The organism is Pseudomonas extremorientalis, assembly GCF_001870465.1.
In the GTDB taxonomy this organism is placed as follows: Bacteria; Pseudomonadota; Gammaproteobacteria; order Pseudomonadales; family Pseudomonadaceae; genus Aquipseudomonas; species Aquipseudomonas extremorientalis.
Window position 1 is genome coordinate 1 of record NZ_MDGK01000057.1, and the last position, 17,286, is coordinate 17,286.

The 17,286-nt window shown below is 61.6% G+C and carries 14 protein-coding genes; 2 read left to right on the top strand and 12 right to left on the bottom strand.

Annotated elements, in window-relative coordinates:
- Positions 1 to 198: 198 nt before the first annotated feature.
- Together BFN10_RS23390 and BFN10_RS23395 are read left to right on the top strand one after the other, a co-directional pair.
- The gene (locus BFN10_RS23390) at positions 199 to 1,224 is read left to right on the top strand and encodes an extracellular solute-binding protein (RefSeq protein WP_071491673.1); all 1,026 of its coding nucleotides are present in this window, start codon (positions 199 to 201) and stop codon (positions 1,222 to 1,224) included.
- Positions 1,224 to 2,783 carry an ABC transporter permease gene (locus tag BFN10_RS23395; protein ID WP_071491674.1) on the top strand — a complete coding sequence of 520 codons (1,560 nt, stop codon included), beginning with the start codon at positions 1,224 to 1,226 and terminating at the stop codon, positions 2,781 to 2,783. Before BFN10_RS23390 ends, BFN10_RS23395 begins: the two co-directional genes overlap by 1 nt.
- 108 nt (positions 2,784 to 2,891) lie before the next feature.
- Here BFN10_RS23395 and BFN10_RS23400 read toward each other — a convergent pair whose 3' ends face one another.
- The 12 genes from BFN10_RS23400 to BFN10_RS23455 form a co-directional block, all read right to left on the bottom strand.
- Complete coding sequence (locus BFN10_RS23400) at positions 2,892 to 4,826, bottom strand: methyl-accepting chemotaxis protein (RefSeq protein ID WP_071491675.1); 1,935 nt, start codon at positions 4,824 to 4,826, stop codon at positions 2,892 to 2,894.
- 139 nt (positions 4,827 to 4,965) lie between these two features.
- Positions 4,966 to 6,255, bottom strand: coding sequence for an adenylosuccinate synthase (locus tag BFN10_RS23405; protein WP_071491676.1), 1,290 nt, complete (start codon positions 6,253 to 6,255; stop codon positions 4,966 to 4,968).
- A gap of 54 nt (positions 6,256 to 6,309) precedes the next feature.
- Positions 6,310 to 7,497, bottom strand: a complete 1,188-nt coding sequence (locus BFN10_RS23410; RefSeq protein WP_016972601.1) for an ATP phosphoribosyltransferase regulatory subunit — start codon at positions 7,495 to 7,497, stop codon at positions 6,310 to 6,312.
- A 293-nt stretch (positions 7,498 to 7,790) separates the two neighbouring features.
- On the bottom strand, positions 7,791 to 8,657 hold the full coding sequence (gene hflC / locus BFN10_RS23415) for a protease modulator HflC (RefSeq protein WP_025857365.1): 867 nt from the start codon (positions 8,655 to 8,657) through the stop codon (positions 7,791 to 7,793).
- Positions 8,657 to 9,832: an FtsH protease activity modulator HflK gene (gene hflK, locus BFN10_RS23420; protein ID WP_028615515.1), complete on the bottom strand. Its 1,176-nt coding sequence runs from the start codon at positions 9,830 to 9,832 to the stop codon at positions 8,657 to 8,659. The genes hflC and hflK overlap by 1 nt, the downstream gene beginning before the upstream one ends.
- 96 nt (positions 9,833 to 9,928) lie before the next feature.
- Positions 9,929 to 11,230, bottom strand: a complete 1,302-nt coding sequence (gene hflX / locus BFN10_RS23425; protein ID WP_071491677.1) for a ribosome rescue GTPase HflX — start codon at positions 11,228 to 11,230, stop codon at positions 9,929 to 9,931.
- 12 nt (positions 11,231 to 11,242) lie between these two features.
- A complete protein-coding gene (hfq, locus tag BFN10_RS23430; RefSeq protein WP_058423463.1) occupies positions 11,243 to 11,503 on the bottom strand; it encodes an RNA chaperone Hfq in 261 nt (86 codons plus the stop codon).
- Positions 11,504 to 11,596: 93 nt separating this feature from the next.
- On the bottom strand, positions 11,597 to 12,568 hold the full coding sequence (miaA, locus tag BFN10_RS23435; RefSeq protein WP_071491678.1) for a tRNA (adenosine(37)-N6)-dimethylallyltransferase MiaA: 972 nt from the start codon (positions 12,566 to 12,568) through the stop codon (positions 11,597 to 11,599).
- Entirely contained in the window at positions 12,568 to 14,484 is a 1,917-nt protein-coding gene (gene mutL, locus BFN10_RS23440) for a DNA mismatch repair endonuclease MutL (protein ID WP_071491679.1), read from the bottom strand. Before mutL ends, miaA begins: the two co-directional genes overlap by 1 nt.
- Positions 14,484 to 15,905: an N-acetylmuramoyl-L-alanine amidase gene (locus BFN10_RS23445; protein ID WP_025857370.1), complete on the bottom strand. Its 1,422-nt coding sequence runs from the start codon at positions 15,903 to 15,905 to the stop codon at positions 14,484 to 14,486. Before BFN10_RS23445 ends, mutL begins: the two co-directional genes overlap by 1 nt.
- 15 nt (positions 15,906 to 15,920) lie before the next feature.
- Positions 15,921 to 16,391 (bottom strand): tRNA (adenosine(37)-N6)-threonylcarbamoyltransferase complex ATPase subunit type 1 TsaE, encoded by a 471-nt coding sequence (gene tsaE / locus BFN10_RS23450; protein ID WP_071491680.1) that lies wholly within the window; start codon positions 16,389 to 16,391, stop codon positions 15,921 to 15,923.
- On the bottom strand, positions 16,379 to 17,239 hold the full coding sequence (locus BFN10_RS23455; protein WP_071491681.1) for an NAD(P)H-hydrate dehydratase: 861 nt from the start codon (positions 17,237 to 17,239) through the stop codon (positions 16,379 to 16,381). Before BFN10_RS23455 ends, tsaE begins: the two co-directional genes overlap by 13 nt.
- Between the last annotated feature and the right edge of the window lie 47 nt (positions 17,240 to 17,286).

The window sequence follows — 17,286 nt, forward strand, 5'->3', positions numbered from 1 at the left end:
CAGGTGCTGGTGACCTTACGGTCGTGGAAGTTCGAGTCTTCTCCTGGGCACCAAATTCAGATCAAACCCGCGAAAGCGGGTTTTTTCGTTTCCGGGGTTTGAAAACTTCCCAGTCGATTTCCGTCTGCGTCCGCACCTGAGAAACTTTATCGTTTATCCTTGCAATGATTTGTTGCACACAAGCGAGGAAAACTTCGGATGACCATCCGCGATACCCGTCTCAAGACATCCCTTCTGCGTGGCCTGACCCTCACCCTGCTCGGCCTGACCTTGCTCTCGCCCACCGCCTATTCCGCCGACAAGGTCTCCCTGACCCTGTACAACGGCCAGCACAAAGAAGTCGGCGATGAACTCGCCAAGGCCTTCGAAGCCAAGACCGGCATCCACGTCAACGTGCGCAAAGGCAGCAGCAACCAGTTGGCCAGCCAAGTCGTCGAAGAAGGCGACCGCTCGCCCGCCGATGTGATCTACACCGAAGAATCGCCTCCGCTGAACAAACTCGGCGAGCAAGGCCTGCTGGCCAGGATCGACGCCAGCACCCTCGACGTATTGCCCAAGGATTATGTTGGCGCCAATGGCGACTGGATGGGCGTGACCGCGCGCACCCGCGTTGTGGCTTTCAACCCGAAGCTGATTGCTGAAAAAGACCTTCCCGAATCGGTACTCGACTTTGCCGGCCCCGAGTGGCAAGGCAAAGTCGGCTTCGTGCCAACCAGCGGCGCGTTCCAGGAACAAGCCGTTGCGATCATCAAGCTGCACGGTCGCGAAGCGGCTGAAGAATGGCTGACCGGCCTGCGCGCCTTCGGCAAGGTGTACAGCAACAACATGGTTGCGCTGAAAGCCGTCGAAAACGGCGAAGTGGCCACCGTGCTGGTGAACAACTACTACTGGTTCGCCCTGAAGAAAGAAAAGACCAATCTGGATTCCCAACTGCACTACTTCACCAATGGCGACGCCGGCGGCTTGATCACCGTGTCTTCCGCTGCCGCGCTGAAATCCAGCAAGCACCCCAAGGAAGCCCAGCAACTGTTGGCGTTCATGGCCAGTGAAGAAGGCCAGCGCGTGATCACCAACACCTCGGCCGAATACCCGCTGCGCAAGGGTATGGAATCCAATCGCGGTCTCAAGCCTTTCAGCGAACTGCAACCGCCGAAAGTCACCCCGGCCGACCTGGGCAACGCCGAAGAAGCCCTCGACCTGGAACGTGACGTTGGCTTGAACTGATGAACCCATCGCTACCCGCCCTGCGCACAGGGCTCAGCCCAAGGCGCAAACGTCCGTCGATCTGGCTGTTGCTACCGGTGCTGTTTCTGGTTGGCTTGAGCCTGTTGCCGCTGGCGTACGTTGGTACCAAGGCCTGGCAAGCGGGCTGGGCGGAAGCGGTGCATCTGCTGTGGCGACCTTATGTGTTTGGGTTGCTGCGCAACACGCTGGCGCTGATGGTGGGCGTTACGGCGGGCTGCGCAGTGATCGGCCTGTCCCTCGCCTGGCTGCTGGAGCGCAGCAACCTGCCGGGGCGACGTATCTGGGGCGTGATCCTGTGCCTGCCGTTTGCGGTACCGGCGTTTGTCAGCAGCTTTACCTGGGTGTCGCTGAGCGCCAGTTTCGAAGGGCTCGGTGGCGCCATCCTGGTGATGAGCCTGTCCAAATATCCGCTGGTGTTCTTGCCGGTGGCGGCAACGCTGCGCAATCTTGATCCCGCACTGGAAGAGTCGGCCCGCACCCTGGGACTGAATCGCTGGGGCATCTTTTTTCGCGTCACCTTGCCGCTGTTGTGGCCCTCGCTGCTGGCGGGGGCATTGCTGATCGCGCTGCATATGCTGGTGGAGTTCGGCGCGCTATCGATCATTGGGTTGCAGACCTTCACCACCGCGATCTACCAGCAGTTCGAGCTGGAATTCAGCAATGCGAATGCTGCAATGCTGTCCGCCGTGCTGCTGGTGATGTGCCTGACGCTGCTGTGGCTGGAGCTGCGCGTGCGTGGCAAGGGCCGGCACGTGCGCATTGGCCAGGGCGCAGCGCGACATGCGGAGCAGGTGCGATTGGGTAAGTGGGCGCCATTGGGCCAGGTGTATTGCCTGGCGTTGGCGATCATCGGTAGCGGCATTCCCCTGGGAATGCTCGGTTATTGGCTAGCGGTGGGTTCGTCGGCTGCATTTCCGCTGGCCGAGATCAGTGAGGCGTTGCTGTCCTCCCTCGCACTGTCTCTCGGCGGCGCCGCGCTTTGCCTGGTACTGGCGGTGCCGGTGGGGCTTCTGGTAGTGCGCTACAAAGGTCAGCTGGCGATCTGGGCCGAGCGCCTGCCCTACCTGCTGCACGCCTTGCCCGGCCTGGTGATCGCACTGAGCCTGGTGTATTTCGCCCTGCATTACGTGCCGGCGCTGTACCAGACCTCGGCACTGTTGCTGATTGCCTATGCGCTACTGTTTCTGCCACTGGCCCAGGCACCGATTCGCACCGCACTGAACAAGGCGGCGCCACAGCTTGAAGAGGCTGCACGCACGCTGGGCGCTTCGTCGTTCAGTGCATTTTGTCGGGTGACGCTGCCGATTATCTTCCCGGCCCTTGGCGCAGCATTTGCGCTGGTGTTCCTGGATGCGATGAAGGAATTGACGGCGACGCTGCTGCTCAGCCCGACCGGCCTGAATACTTTGGCGACGGCGGTGTGGGCGCATACTTCGAATGTGGAATTTGCGGCGGCGGCGCCTTATGCGGCGTTGTTGATAGTAGTGTCGGGGTTGCCGGTTTATCTGCTCACGACGCGGATGTATCTGAGCCGTTGAGACCGCTATCGGGGGCAAGCCCCCTCCCACAGTTGACCGAGTTCCAGCTATGGAATGCTGACAAATGTGGGAGGGGGCTTGCCCCCGATGAGGCCGGCACAGGCAACACTACGCCCTGAACTGCCCCAGGCTCGCCTTCAACTGCGCCGCCAACCCATCCAGCACCTTGCCACTGGCGGTGGTCTCCACCACCGCCTGCGCGGCACGCTCGGCCTGGGCATGGATCACCTCCACCCGACCACGCACCGCATGGGCACCCTGGGCCTGATGCTCGGCTGCACGTGTTGCCAAACCAATCGCGGCATGTACCTGCTCCACCGAGGCCTGCACCGTCTGCTGCAAACGCACGCTGTCACGCAGCACCAACAAGCCTTCGTTGGCCTGGCGCCCAGCCTTGCCGATGGTTTCCACCGCCTCCCGCGCGCCTTGCTGCAACGCCACGATATGCGCCTGGATATCGCCGGTGGAGCTTTGGGTCTTGCTCGCCAGTGCGCGCACCTCATCCGCCACCACCGCGAAGCCGCGCCCGGTTTCACCCGCACGTGCCGCCTCAATCGCCGCGTTGAGTGCCAGCAGGTTGGTTTGCTCGGCAATACCGTGAATCACGGTCAGCACCACCTCGATCTGCTCGCTTTGCTGGGCCAGGCGCTCGATAACCGTGGAACCGGCCTGCACCTGCCCCGCCAGCGCCTCGATCAAACTGCCGACTTCAGCCGAGGTGCGCGAGTTCTCGTCCGTGGCCTGACGAATATCCACCACCTGTTGCAACGCCGCCTGCATGGCGTGGCTTTCAGCCTGAGCTTCATCTGCCATCTGCGACAGCGCACGCAGACTTTCAGCCACTTCATCACGCTGCAAGCCCGCGGCCGCATCGGCACCGGCGTTGCGCAAGGTCATGGCGCCGATTTCCACACCCGTTCGCTGGGCTACATCCCCCGCCTCACGCACGATGGGCTGCAACTTATCCACAAAGCGATTGACCGCCGAGGCCATGTCGCCGATTTCGTCCTTGCTGCTGATTTGTACGCGCTTGGTGAGGTCGCCCTCGCCCGCCGCCAGATCATCCATGGCCGCGATCAACAGCTTCAAGCGGTTGACCACGCGACGACCCAGCACAACAGCGATCAGCAGCAATACGCCAAGACCGACCAGCGCGAGCCCCATGCCAATGCGCCAGCGCAGGGTGCCGGCAGCGTCCTGGACGGCACTGGTGGTGTTGGCCGTCATTTGGGTGGCTGTGGCTTGCGCAGATTGCAGACGGGCGCCCATGGCCGCAGCACTGTCGGCCGCTGCACCCTTGAGGCTGTCGCCGACCAGTTGATCACCACTGGCGATCAGCGCCGCGAAACGCTTGTCGAGCGCTTGCAAGTCAGCTTCAACCGCAGCTGTCGAAACCCCCATGCGCACCTTGCCGATCTCTACACCATTCGGGCTGATGGACGCTTCCACGTAGAACACAGAAGGATCATCCTTGGCCGCATCCAGCACTTTATCCAGGGCACGATCACCCTTGCCCTTTTCCAACAACGCCTGGTTGATCGGGTTTTCACGGTTCAGGTAGCGAGTCAGGTGCTCACCTGCCGCGTCGTCATACACCACAAACAGCACGTTGGGATTGCGCTGGGCGCGTCGGGCGAACTCCGACAACGTCGGCACGTCACTGTCCCACATGGCGCGGGGCGCCACTGAGGCGAGCAGCTGTGCCATGTCATTGGCGGAGTCTTTCAGGTCTTTTTCCAGGGTCGCACGCAGTTGCTTCTGCTCTTCCTGCAGGCGAGCCGAGAGCCCAGCGGTCAGACGTTGGCGAGTACTTGTCGACAAGCTATCGAGACTGGACGTGACTTCCTTGCCAGCCTGGGCCAATTCGCCGGACAGCTTCTGGCTGTCGACACCCAGGCGATTGCCCAGATCAGCCTCCAGTGCTGTGACCGTGCTTCGCGTCAGGGCGACCGCCACCAGTACTTGCACCAAAAGAGCGATACCTAGGGTAACGAACACCGGCCGCAACAGACGGCTTTGTAACAATGAGAGAACGGCAGACATCGGGAATCCCTCCATCACGGGTGCCATTAATTTGATAGCACCGCGAAAGAAAGAACCAAAGCAAGGGTCGTGCCGCTCGGGCGACAGAAACGACAAAGGGCTCCCGAAGGAACCCTTTGCTTTTTACATCAACAGCTTATTAAGCGAACGGATGACGCAGAACGATGGTTTCGTTGCGGTCCGGCCCCGTCGAAATAATGTCGATCGGCGCGCCAATCAGCGCTTCAACACGCTTGATGTACGCACGGGCATTCGCCGGCAGCTCTTCCAGGGTCTTGGCGCCCACGGTCGATTCGGTCCAGCCCGGCACTTCTTCGTACACAGGCTGCAGACCTACGTAGCTGTCAGCGTCAGTCGGGGCGACATCTTTACCTTCCGCATCTTTATAACCAGTGCAGATATTGATGGTTTCCAGGCCGTCGAGCACATCCAGCTTGGTCAGGCAGATGCCCGAAATGCTGTTCACGTCGATAGCGCGACGCAGGATAACGGCGTCAAACCAGCCGCAACGACGGGCACGGCCGGTGGTCGCACCAAACTCGTGACCTTGCTTGGCCAGGTGCGCGCCGACTTCGTCGAACAGCTCAGTCGGGAACGGACCCGAACCGACACGGGTGGTGTAGGCCTTGGTGATGCCCAGAATGTAGTCCAGGAACATCGGGCCAACGCCGGAACCCGTCGCCACGCCACCTGCGGTGGTGTTGGAGCTGGTCACGTACGGGTAGGTGCCGTGGTCGATGTCCAGCAGGGAGCCTTGGGCGCCTTCGAACATGATGTCCTTGCCGGCGCGACGCAGGTCGTGCAGCTCGGCGGTCACGTCCAGCATCAGCGGCTTGAGCAGCTCAGCGTATTCCTTGCACTCGGCCAGGGTCTTTTCGAACTCGATGGCCGGCTCTTTGTAGTAACCGACCAGCATGAAGTTGTGGTAATCCACCAGTTCACGCAGCTTGTCTTCGAAGCGTGGCATGTTGAGCAGGTCGCCCACACGCAGGCCACGACGTGCGACCTTGTCTTCGTAGGCCGGGCCGATGCCGCGACCGGTGGTGCCGATCTTCAGCTCGCCACGGGCTTTTTCACGGGCCTGGTCCAGCGCGACGTGGAAGGACAGGATCAGCGGGCAGGACGGGCTGATACGCAGGCGCTCGCGCACCGGTACGCCTTTTTCTTCCAGCTTGGTGATCTCACGCAGCAGGGCATCCGGTGCAACTACTACACCGTTGCCGATCAGGCACTGCACGCCTTCGCGCAATACGCCCGACGGGATCAGGTGCAAGACAGTTTTTTCGCCATCGATGACCAGGGTGTGGCCAGCGTTGTGGCCACCTTGGTAGCGCACTACGGCGGCAGCATGTTCGGTCAGCAGATCAACGATCTTGCCTTTGCCCTCATCACCCCATTGGGTGCCCAGGACTACGACATTCTTACCCATAACACTTGTCCTCATTCGCGCAAACTTGGTGCCGGCGATGGCCGGCAGGAAAACTCAAGAAGCCAGTGGCGATACTTGCCAAAGCCCGTTCTGCAGAATCAATTGCCGGTCGCAGTCCGCTTCACGGGCGGCGGCCAATGGCTGACCAGGCAAGGCCTGGACAACACGCTGACCCTCACTGCGCAACTGGCAAACCTGCTGCCAGAGTGCTGCGTCCGTACTGTCGGGCATCCAGATGCCACCAGACGGCAGCTCGACCTCAGCACGCCCCAGGGTCACCAGGGTTTTCAAATCAGTGGAAAAACCAGTGGCCGGACGCGCACGACCGAAGTCAGCGCCGATATCGTCATAACGACCGCCTTGGGCGATGGCCTGGCCAACACCCGGTACAAATACGGCGAACACCACACCGGTGTGGTAGTGGTAACCGCGCAACTCACCCAGATCAAAGTACAGCGGCAGCTCCGGGAAACGCGCCGATAGCTGCTCGGCAATTGCCAGCACGTCATCCAGTGCCGCCAGTACCGGCGCCGGCGCATTGGCCAGGCGCTCACGGGCTGCCACCAGCACTTCACGGCCGCCACACAGATTCACCAGTGCGCGCAGCATGTCGGCCAGATCGGCAGGCACGCCAGCCGTGAGGGCGATCACTTCATCGATGGCCTTGCGTTGCAGGGCATCGAACAGCTGTTGTTCAACTTCACCAGACAAACCGGCCGCACGGGCCAGGCCACGGTAGATACCTACGTGACCCAGGTCCATGTGGACATCCGGTACGTCGGCCAATTGCAGCATGGCCAGCATCAAGCTGATCACTTCAACGTCGCTGCTTGGGCTGGCATCGCCGTACAACTCGGCGCCCAACTGGATCGGGCTGCGGGACGACGACAACGCACGTGGCTGAGCATGCAGCACGCTACCGGCGTAACACAGGCGGCTCGGGCCTTCTCGGCGCAGGGTGTGCGCATCGATGCGCGCCACTTGCGGCGTGATATCGGCACGGAAGCCCATCTGACGGCCCGACTGCGGGTCGATGACCTTGAAGGTGCGCAGATCCAAGTCCTGGCCCGCGCCGGTCAGCAGGGATTCCAGGTACTCGATATGGGGAGTCACGACAAACTCGTAACCCCAGCTCTGGAACAGATCCAACACCTGGCGGCGCGCTACTTCAATGCGCGCAGCTTCTGGTGGCAGTACTTCTTCGATGCCATCTGGCAGCAGCCAGCGGTCTACCGTTGCCATTACGCCATTCCCCTTTGATCCGGGCGGCCAGCCCTCGGCCGAGCCTTGAGTGAAGCAGAAAACACCCGCCCCCTGCATAAACCACGCGCAAGAGCGACGTGACGAACGGCCTGCAATCGGCCTCGTCGGGCACTTTCCTCGAAAAACCTGTCACGCCTGCCGAATCAAACATGCAGACGCAAAAAAGCCGGGAATTTCCCGGCTGCCGCATCATACACCCGTTTTCTGAAAGGATCACCCCGCCTGGCGTTTTAGCCGCCCGACGGAGTGCTTCCTACACAGTGACGAGCTGATTACTTGGCTTTTTCCAGGTAGCGGAAGAAATCGCTACTTGGGTCCAGCACCATGACGTCGGTTTTGTTCGCGAAGCTTTCACGGTAAGCACGCAGGCTACGGTAGAACGCGTAGAACTCCTGGTCCTGACCGTAGGCCTTGGCGTAGATCGCTGCGGCTTGAGCGTCGCCATCACCACGGGCCTCTTCAGACTCGCGATAGGCTTCAGCCAGCAGTACACGACGCTGACGGTCGGCATCCGCACGGATACCCTCGGCCAACTCGTTACCCTTGGCGCGGTGCTCACGGGCTTCACGTTCACGCTCGGTGCTCATGCGCTCGAACACGCTGCGGTTCACTTCCTTCGGCAGGTCGATAGCCTTGACCCGGACATCGACCACTTCGATGCCCAGCTCTTTTTCCGCCATGGTGTTCAGCGAACGGGTGATGTCAGCCATCAGCGCGTCACGCTCACCGGATACCACCTCGTGCAGGGTGCGCTTACCAAACTGGTCACGCAGGCCCGATTCCAGACGACGCGACAAACGCTCGTCGGCAATCTGCTTGAGGCCGGAGGTCGCGGTGTAGAAGCGCTCGGCATCCTTGACGCGCCACTTGGCGTAGGCGTCAACCATCACGGCTTTCTTTTCCAGGGTCAGGAAGCGCTGTGTCGGTGCATCCAGGGTCATCAGGCGGGCGTCGAACTTGCGCACCTGGTTGACGTAGGGGACTTTCACATGCAGGCCCGGCTGGACATCCGCCTGGACCACGCGACCGAATTGCAGCAGCACCGCACGCTCGGTCTGAGCCACGATGTAGAAGCAGTTCCAGGCAGCGATGACCACGACGACGCCCACAATCAGGGCGGTCAGCGATTTATTGCTCATCAACGACTCTCCCTGGTACGTGTTTGCTGTTGCAGCAAGTCGGCGGCCGCACGGGCGCTCGCTTCGTTGGCAGCGGCATTGGAACCGGTGGACGGTGCGCTGGTGCTGCTACGACCACCTTCGATCATCTTGTCCAGCGGCAGGTACAGCAGGTTGTTCTGCCCACCCTTGCTGCCGGTCACGAGAACCTTGCTGGTGTTGCTGAAGACTTCCTGCATGGTGTCCAGGTACAGACGCTCACGCGTGACTTCCGGCGCCTTGCGGTACTCGGCAACCAGCTTGGTAAAGCGATCCGCCTCACCCTTGGCGCGGGAGACCACTTCGTCGCGGTAACCGTTGGCATCCTCGAGGATGCGCTGGGCCTGACCACGGGCTTCCGGCACGACGCCGTTGGCGTAGGTTTCAGCCTGGTTGCGCGAACGCTGCTCGTCTTCACGGGCGCGGATCACATCGTCGAAGGCTTCTTGTACTTCACGCGGTGCGGCTGCGCTCTGTACGTTCACCTGGGTGACGGTGATACCGGTGCGGTAGGTGTCGAGGAACCGTTGCAAGCGCTCCTTGATCTCGCTGGCCATCAATTCACGACCTTCGGTCAGCACCTGGTCCATCGCGGTCGAACCCACGACGTGGCGCAGTGCACTTTCGGTGGCGTGTTGCAAGCTGATTTCCGGCTGGTCAACGTTCAGCACGAAGTCCTGCAGGTTGCTGATCTTGTACTGCACGGTCAGCGGCACTTCGACGATGTTCTCGTCTTCGGTCAGCATCTGGCCCTGCTTGGTGTAGGCACGCTCACGCGTGACGTTCTCCATGTACTTCTTGTCGATCGGCGGGAAATAGATGTTCAGGCCCGGTCCGACGGTTTCGTAGTACTTGCCGAAGCGCAGCACCACGGCCTGCTCCTGCTCGTCCACCACGTAAACGGCGCTGTACAGCCAAACGGCCGCCAGCACGACAAGACCCAGGCCCAGCAGGCCATAGCCACCGCCCTTGCTTGTGCGACCGCCGTCGTCACCACCACGTTTTTTCCCACCACCGAACAACCCATTCAGGCTTTCCTGCAGCTTTCGGAAGGCCTCGTCGAGATCTGGTGGCCCCTTGCGGTCGCCATTATTGCGGCGTTTACCACCCCAGGGATCCTGATTATTCGAGTTGCCACCCGGCTCATTCCAAGCCATAGCGCTCTCCATCTGATAAAGCAAAGACGCACCCACGGCGCGCCGACCAATGCTACAGAATGCCTGCCACTGCGGCACAACCGCTTTAGGAGGCTTTTATTGCAAAGTGTGTTGTTCGATGAACTCTGTCGGTACCACGCCTTCACGGCTGACCAGCCGATTCAGCTCCGAGCGCGGCAATCGAACGGCCAGCAAGCTGACACCCTCTTCGTCGTGTTCTTCTTTCTGTACCGCGCCCAACTCGAAAAACTGTGCACGCAGTCGAGCAAAACGCTGGGGCAAGCGCAAGGTGCCAACGAACAAATCGCTGCCGAGCAACTCGGCAATGGCTTGTTCAAGCAACTCAAGACCGCTGCCATCACGCGCCGACAGCCAGACCCGCTGGGGCTTGCCGTTCTCATCGCGCTGGATTTGTGGCTCAACGCCCTCAAGCAAATCGAGTTTGTTATAGACCTCGAGGATCGGCAAGTCCTGGGCGCCAATCTCGCCCAGCACCAGCATCACCTGTTCAATCTGCAACATGCGATCCGGTTCCGCCGCATCGATCACGTGCAACAGCAAGTCGGAATTGCTCGACTCTTCGAGCGTAGACCGAAATGCCTCGACCAGCTTGTGCGGCAAGTGACGAATGAAACCCACGGTATCGGCCAGGACAATCGGCCCCAGGTCGTCAAGGTCCAGACGGCGCAGGGTCGGGTCGAGGGTGGCGAACAGTTGGTCGGCCGCGTACACGTCCGACTTCGTCACGTTGTTGAACAGTGTGGATTTGCCGGCGTTGGTATAACCCACCAGGGACACGGTCGGGATATCCGCACGGGAACGGCCACGCCGCGATTGCTCGCGCTGGCTGCGCACCTTCTCGAGGCGGCCCTTGATCTGGCGCAGGCGAACCCGCAGCAGGCGTCGGTCGGTTTCGAGCTGGGTTTCACCCGGACCGCGCATACCGATACCGCCACCCTGGCGCTCGAGGTGAGTCCAGCCGCGGACCAGCCGGGTGCTCATGTGGTCAAGCTGGGCCAGTTCGACCTGGAGCTTGCCTTCATGGGTACGGGCGCGCTGGGCGAAAATATCGAGAATCAGACCGGTACGGTCGATCACGCGACACTCGAAGACACGTTCGAGGTTACGTTCCTGACTGGGCGTGAGGATGTGGTTGAAGATCACCAGATCGGCTTCTTCGGCGTGGACCAGGTCGCGCAGTTCCTCGACCTTGCCGCTGCCAATCAGGAATTTGGCGGTTGGCCGATGACGCGGCACGTTAAAAAACGCAACGGTCTCGGCGCCGGCCGAATTTGCCAACTCCTGAAACTCCTGCGGATCTTCGCGCGCCTCAGGGTCCTGTCCATCCAAGTGAACGAGGATCACTCGCTCACCACCACCGTGGCGCTCAAAGAACAAAGGAGACTCCTATCAGGCGTTACCTGCCTCAACATCACCCTGTTCATCACCCGCTGCGCTAGGCAGACGGATTGGACGAACTGGAACGACTGTCGAGATAGCGTGCTTGTAGACCATCTGGCTGACGGTGTTTTTCAGCAGGATCACGAACTGGTCGAACGACTCGATCGTACCTTGCAGCTTGATACCGTTGACCAGATAAATGGAAACCCCCACTTTCTCTTTACGTAAAGTATTCAAGTAAGGGTCTTGTAGCGAATGCCCTTTTGACATGTGCCGCACTCCTTTAAGGATCAATAATAAAAATCGGAAAATAGATAGCTTATGGCCGTCACACCCCCAAGGATAGACGGCAATTGCAAGGACTCAGCTCAATATGGAGACCGTTCCCAAGTATTTCAAGGCGCGTGACAGATTGTCGCTGTCCAGGCTGTCCAGCCAGTGCAAATCGCTCCAGCTGCGCAACCAGGTGAACTGGCGTTTCGCCAATTGGCGCGTGGCAATGATGCCGCGCTCCTGCATTTCGGCTGACGTCAGCTTGCCATCCAGATGATCCCAGACTTGGCGGTAGCCTACGGCACGTATCGAAGGTAACCCTGGATGCAGGTCACCTCTGGAACGCAGAGCTACGACCTCGTCCACAAACCCCTGTTCCAACATAATTGTGAATCTTTGTGCAATTCGTTCATGCAGCACCTGGCGATTTGCCGGAGCGATGGCCAGATTCGCCACAGTATAGGGCAATTGTGACTGTCCCGAAGCGCCTGCGTCAGCACTTTGCGCACTTTGTTTGCGCCGGTGTTCAGTCATGGTCTGCCCGCTCACACGCCAGACTTCCAGGGCGCGGGTGAGGCGCTGGGGATCATTGGGGTGAATGCGTGCGGCGGAGACCGGGTCGACTGCCGCCAACTGGTCGTGCAGGGCTTGCCAGCCAAGGCGTGCCGCTTCTTCTTCGAGCTCGGCGCGCACCTGGGCGTCGGCCGGGGGCATATCCGCCAGACCTTCCTGCAAAGCCTTGTAGTAGAGCATCGTCCCCCCCACCAGCAGCGGAATATTGCCCCGAGCGGTGATGTCGGCCATGGCGGCGAGTGCATCGGTGCGAAAATCTGCAGCCGAATAGCTCTCGGACGGGTCGATGATGTCGATCAACCGGTGCGGATACTGGGCCAGAAGCTCTTTCGAAGGCTTGGCGGTGCCGATGTCCATGTCCCGGTAAACCAGGGCAGAGTCGACACTGATCAGCTCGCACGGCAACACCTTGGTCAGCTCGATGGCCAGGTCGGTCTTGCCGGCGGCCGTGGGGCCCATCAGGAAGATCGCGGGGGGCAAGGCGCTCATCAACGGCCGCGCAGGAATAGTTTGTCCAGATCGTCCAGGCCCATCTGGGTCCAGGTCGGTCGGCCATGGTTGCATTGCCCGCTGCGCTCGGTGTTTTCCATGTCGCGCAGCAAGCCGTTCATTTCCGGCAGGGCCAGGCGGCGGTTGGCGCGGATGGCGCCGTGGCAGGCCATGGTGCCGAGCAGCTCGTTGATGTGCGCCTGGATGCGGTCACTGGTGCCGTACTCCATCAGGTCAGCCAGCACGTCAGCCACCAGCCGGTTAGCCTCGGCCTGCTTGAGCAGCGCGGGAATCTGGCGGATGGCCAGGGTTTCCGGGCCAAGGCGTTGCAATTCAAAGCCCAGTTTCTGGAACACGCTGTGGTGCTCTTCGGCGCAGTCGGCCTCACGCTGGCTGACTGCCAGGGATTCCGGCACCAGCAGCGGCTGCCCACTGAGGCCTTCGCTGGCCATGGCAATCTTGAGGCGTTCGTACATGATCCGCTCGTGGGCGGCGTGCATGTCAACCAGCACCAGGCCGTGGGCGTTCTCCGCCAGGATGTAGATGCCCTTGAGCTGCGCCAACGCGTAACCCAGCGGCGGAATATCACCACCGCCTTCCGGCAAGGCGACCGGCGCCCCCGGCTCAGCCCCCGGCAGCGGTGCAAAAAACTCGCGATACGCAGCCTGGGCTTCGGCCACCGGCACCGCCGATTGCGGGCGCGGGGTGTATTGGTACTGATAACCCGAGCCGGAGCCGGCATTCGGCGCGGTATACGAAGGTTGCGGCTGTGGCGATTGCAGCAGGTTTGCCGCCAGGCTCATTTCGCCTTGAGGGCCGAACTCACCGGCTTGCGGGCCACTCGGCCGGACCACTGCCGTCACAATCGGTGCGGACAACTGATCATCCGGGCGCACATCCCCAAGGGTGCGGTGCAAGGTGCCATAGAGGAAGTCATGCACCATGCGTCCATCACGGAAGCGCACTTCGTGCTTGGTGGGGTGCACGTTGACGTCCACCACCGACGGGTCGACCTCAAAGAACAGCACAAACGTCGGGTGACGCCCGTTGAACAGCACGTCGCGATACGCCTGGCGCACCGCATGGGCCACCAGCTTGTCGCGCACCGCGCGGCCGTTCACGAAGAAATACTGCAAGTCCGCCTGGCTGCGAGAGAACGTCGGCAACCCGACCCAGCCCCACAACCGCAAGCCATTGCGCTCGATTTCAATCGGCAGCGCCTGCTCCAGGAAGCCCGCGCCGCAAATAGCCGACACCCGGCGCGCTCGCGCAGCGTCATCGTTGGCTTCATGCAGGCTAAGGATGGTCTTGCCGTTGTGGCGCAGGTGGAAGGCCACGTCGAAGCGGGCCAGGGCCAAGCGCTTGATGACTTCCTGCAGGTGATCGAATTCGGTTTTCTCGGCCTTGAGAAATTTGCGTCGCGCCGGGGTGTTGAAGAACAGGTCGCGCACTTCCACCGACGTCCCGACAGGGTGCGCCGCCGGCTGGACCCGAGGCGCCATGTCGCGGCCTTCGGTTTCCACTTGCCAGGCCTGCTCGGCGCTGCGGGTGCGGGACGTCAGCGTCAGGCGCGCCACAGAGCTGATGGACGCCAGGGCCTCGCCGCGAAAGCCCAGGCTCATCACCCGCTCAAGGTCTTCCAGGTCGCGAATCTTGCTGGTGGCGTGACGCGCCAGAGCCAGCGGCAGGTCATCGGCGGAAATGCCGCTGCCATCGTCGCGCACGCGCAACAGCTTGACGCCGCCCTGCTCCACATCGACGTCGATGCGCTTGGCGCCGGAGTCGATGCTGTTTTCCAGCAGCTCCTTGATCACCGATGCGGGGCGCTCGACCACCTCGCCTGCCGCAATCTGGTTGGCGAGGCGCGGGCTCAGCAGTTCAATGCGCGACCCGCTGTTCAGGAGTGATTCACTCATTACTGCGCCGCCAATTCAGTGCCAGGGATGGTCAGCACCTGGCCGACCTTCAGTTCATCGGTTTTCAGGTTGTTGGCGCTGCGCAAGGTAGCGGCCGATACCTGGAAACGCACCGCCAGCATGGCCAGGGTGTCGCCCGGCTGCACGCGATGGTCACGCGGGCCCTGGGCGATTTTCCCCGAGTCACGCAGCCAGGCGATGTAGGTGCCCGGCGGCGGGTTCTGCTGGAAGAACTGGCGGATACCTGCACTGATCGAACGCGCCAGTGCCTGCTGGTGACTGGCGCTTGCCAGCTTCGAGGCTTCGTTGGAGTTGGAGATAAACCCGGTTTCCACCAGGATCGAGGGGATATCCGGCGATTTCAGCACCATGAACCCGGCCTGTTCCACACGCTGCTTGTGCAGCGAGGTGACCCGGCCGATGTTGCTCAGGACCTTCTGGCCCACGTTCAAGCTGGACGTCAGCGAAGCGGTCATCGACAGGTCCAGCAGCACGCCGGCGAGCATTTTGTCCTTGTCATCGAGGGACACGTTGCCGGCCCCGCCGATCAGGTCGGAACGGTTTTCACTGTCGGCCAGCCAACGGGCGGTCTCGGACGTAGCACCTCGATCCGACAGGGCAAACACCGAGGCGCCAAACGCGGCGGCCGAAGGCGCGGCGTCGGCGTGGATCGACACAAACAGGTCGGCGCCTTTCTTGCGGGCGATTTCGGTACGGCCGCGCAGCGGAATGAAGTAGTCGCCGGTACGCGTCAGCTCGGCGCGGTAGCCCTTCATGCCATTGACCTGGCGCTGCAGTTCGCGGGCGATGGCGAGTACCACGTCTTTCTCATGCTGGCCGCGTGAGCCGGAAGCACCCGGGTCTTCCCCCCCGTGACCGGCGTCAATCACCACGATAATGTCACGCTTGCCGGCCGGGGCCGGTGGTGGCGGTGGCAGCTTGACCTGCGGTTGCGACGGGTTCACCGGCACCGCCGGCACCGTTGCTACGCTCGGGGTCGGCGCAGGCGGCGGCGCGGCATCGGCGGCGTTGTCGAACAGATCGACCACCAGCCGGTTGCCGTACTGGGCGTTGGGCGCCAGGGAGAAGCTTTTCGGGGTCACGACCTTTTTCAGGTCGATGACCACGCGCAAATCGGTCGGCGTACGCTGGGCCGAGCGCATGGCGGTAATCGGGGTGTTGGCGGTGGAGACTTTCAACGGCGCGGCCAGGGTCGCCCCGTTGATGTCGATCACCAGACGATCAGGCGCCGTCAGGGTAAAGACGCTGTGCTGGACCGGGCCAGACAGGTCGAACACCAGTCGCGTGTTATCCGGCGCTCGCCACAGGCGAACACTCTTCACCTGTGAAGCAGCCAGAGCATTGACAGTCATTGCCGCAAGCAACACCCCCACGACAGCAACCAACGCGCGAAAGCGCATACCTAACCCCACCAATTATTTGAATTCCAATGCCAAAGCCGCGCACCACGACTGGCCGCGCACGCTTTGGGGCAACAACTTCAACTGACGTCCATGCTCATGCGGCGTAATGGTAATGGTCAGGTCAGGCTTTGGCAAAAAGCCTGTGCCTTTATCTGGCCACTCGATCAGGCACAGCGCATCTTCGTCGAAGTAATCCCGGATACCCATGTATTCCAGTTCTTCGGGATCGACCAGGCGATAGAGGTCGAAATGGAACGCTCGCACGTCGCCGATTTCGTAGGGCTCTACCAGGGTGAACGTCGGGCTTTTTACCGCCCCCGTGTGGCCCAACCCGCGAATGATCCCCCGGGACAGCGTGGTCTTGCCCGCCCCCAGGTCGCCTTCCAGAAAGATCAGCCCCGCTCCCGCCGTGACCTGGGCGATGCGCTGGCCGAAGGCAACCATGGCCTCTTCATCGACCAGGAAAAGAATTACTTCAGACACGGTGACTGCTCCTCCAGCAATTGACGAATGGCAGGGATCAAGTCACTGGCGGCCAACCCGCGACCGAACGTGCCCTGGCGATCTCCCGCCGTTGCGTGCAACCACACGGCCAGGCAGCTTGCCTCATAGGCTGGCATGCCCTGGGCCAGCAGTGCACCCACCAGGCCGGCCAACACGTCACCCAGCCCTGCCGTGGCCATCGCCGGGTGGCCTTGGTCACAGCGTGAAACACGCCCGTCCGGGCTGGCAATCAAACTGCCTGCGCCCTTGAGAATAGCCACTGCGTTGAATTTCTGGCTCAACGCGCGCGCCACCTTAAGACGATCGGCCTGAACCTCGGCTGTCGACAGACCCAACAACCGAGCCGCCTCCCCGGGATGCGGTGTGATCACGCAGTTGGCCGGCAAGCTGACGCTGCCGGTGGCGAGTTGATTCAAGGCGTCGGCGTCCCACACCTGCGGCTGGCTGGCGTTGGCGGCGACCGAAAGCAGGCTTTTGCCCCAAGACGCGTCACCGAGCCCAGGCCCGATCACAATGACCGAGATCTTTTCCAGCAGGCCCATCAGTTGGTTGGCCGAGGCGACGCCGACGGTCATGACTTCCGGCAGTCGCGCCAGGGCCGCGGGCACATGCTCCAGGCGCGTCGCCAGGGACACCATGCCCGCGCCGCTGCGCAAGGCGCTTTCGGCACTCAGCAGCGCTGCGCCGCCAAAGCCGCGGTCACCACCGATGACCAGCAAATGGCCGAACCGGCCTTTATGGGCGTCCGGGGAACGCGCAGCAAGTTGCGGCAAATGGCCGTGCAGCAGCGGTTGTACGTCGGTTATTGCGTGTTTTGTCTGCGGCATGCGTCTTCAAGCTCCGATGTCTGGCAGAATTATACCTATCTAACCTG

Coding starts and splice junctions, on each gene's coding strand:
- BFN10_RS23390 (WP_071491673.1), top strand. CDS start 199: ATGACCATCCGCGATACCCGTCTCAAGACATCCCTTCTGCGTGGCCTG.
- hflK (WP_028615515.1), bottom strand. CDS start 9,832: ATGGCTTGGAATGAGCCGGGTGGCAACTCGAATAATCAGGATCCCTGG.
- hfq (WP_058423463.1), bottom strand. CDS start 11,503: ATGTCAAAAGGGCATTCGCTACAAGACCCTTACTTGAATACTTTACGT.
- BFN10_RS23410 (WP_016972601.1), bottom strand. CDS start 7,497: ATGGCAACGGTAGACCGCTGGCTGCTGCCAGATGGCATCGAAGAAGTA.
- BFN10_RS23455 (WP_071491681.1), bottom strand. CDS start 17,239: ATGCCGCAGACAAAACACGCAATAACCGACGTACAACCGCTGCTGCAC.
- BFN10_RS23400 (WP_071491675.1), bottom strand. CDS start 4,826: ATGTCTGCCGTTCTCTCATTGTTACAAAGCCGTCTGTTGCGGCCGGTG.
- BFN10_RS23395 (WP_071491674.1), top strand. CDS start 1,224: ATGAACCCATCGCTACCCGCCCTGCGCACAGGGCTCAGCCCAAGGCGC.
- hflC (WP_025857365.1), bottom strand. CDS start 8,657: ATGAGCAATAAATCGCTGACCGCCCTGATTGTGGGCGTCGTCGTGGTC.
- BFN10_RS23405 (WP_071491676.1), bottom strand. CDS start 6,255: ATGGGTAAGAATGTCGTAGTCCTGGGCACCCAATGGGGTGATGAGGGC.
- BFN10_RS23445 (WP_025857370.1), bottom strand. CDS start 15,905: ATGCGCTTTCGCGCGTTGGTTGCTGTCGTGGGGGTGTTGCTTGCGGCA.
- mutL (WP_071491679.1), bottom strand. CDS start 14,484: ATGAGTGAATCACTCCTGAACAGCGGGTCGCGCATTGAACTGCTGAGC.
- miaA (WP_071491678.1), bottom strand. CDS start 12,568: ATGAGCGCCTTGCCCCCCGCGATCTTCCTGATGGGCCCCACGGCCGCC.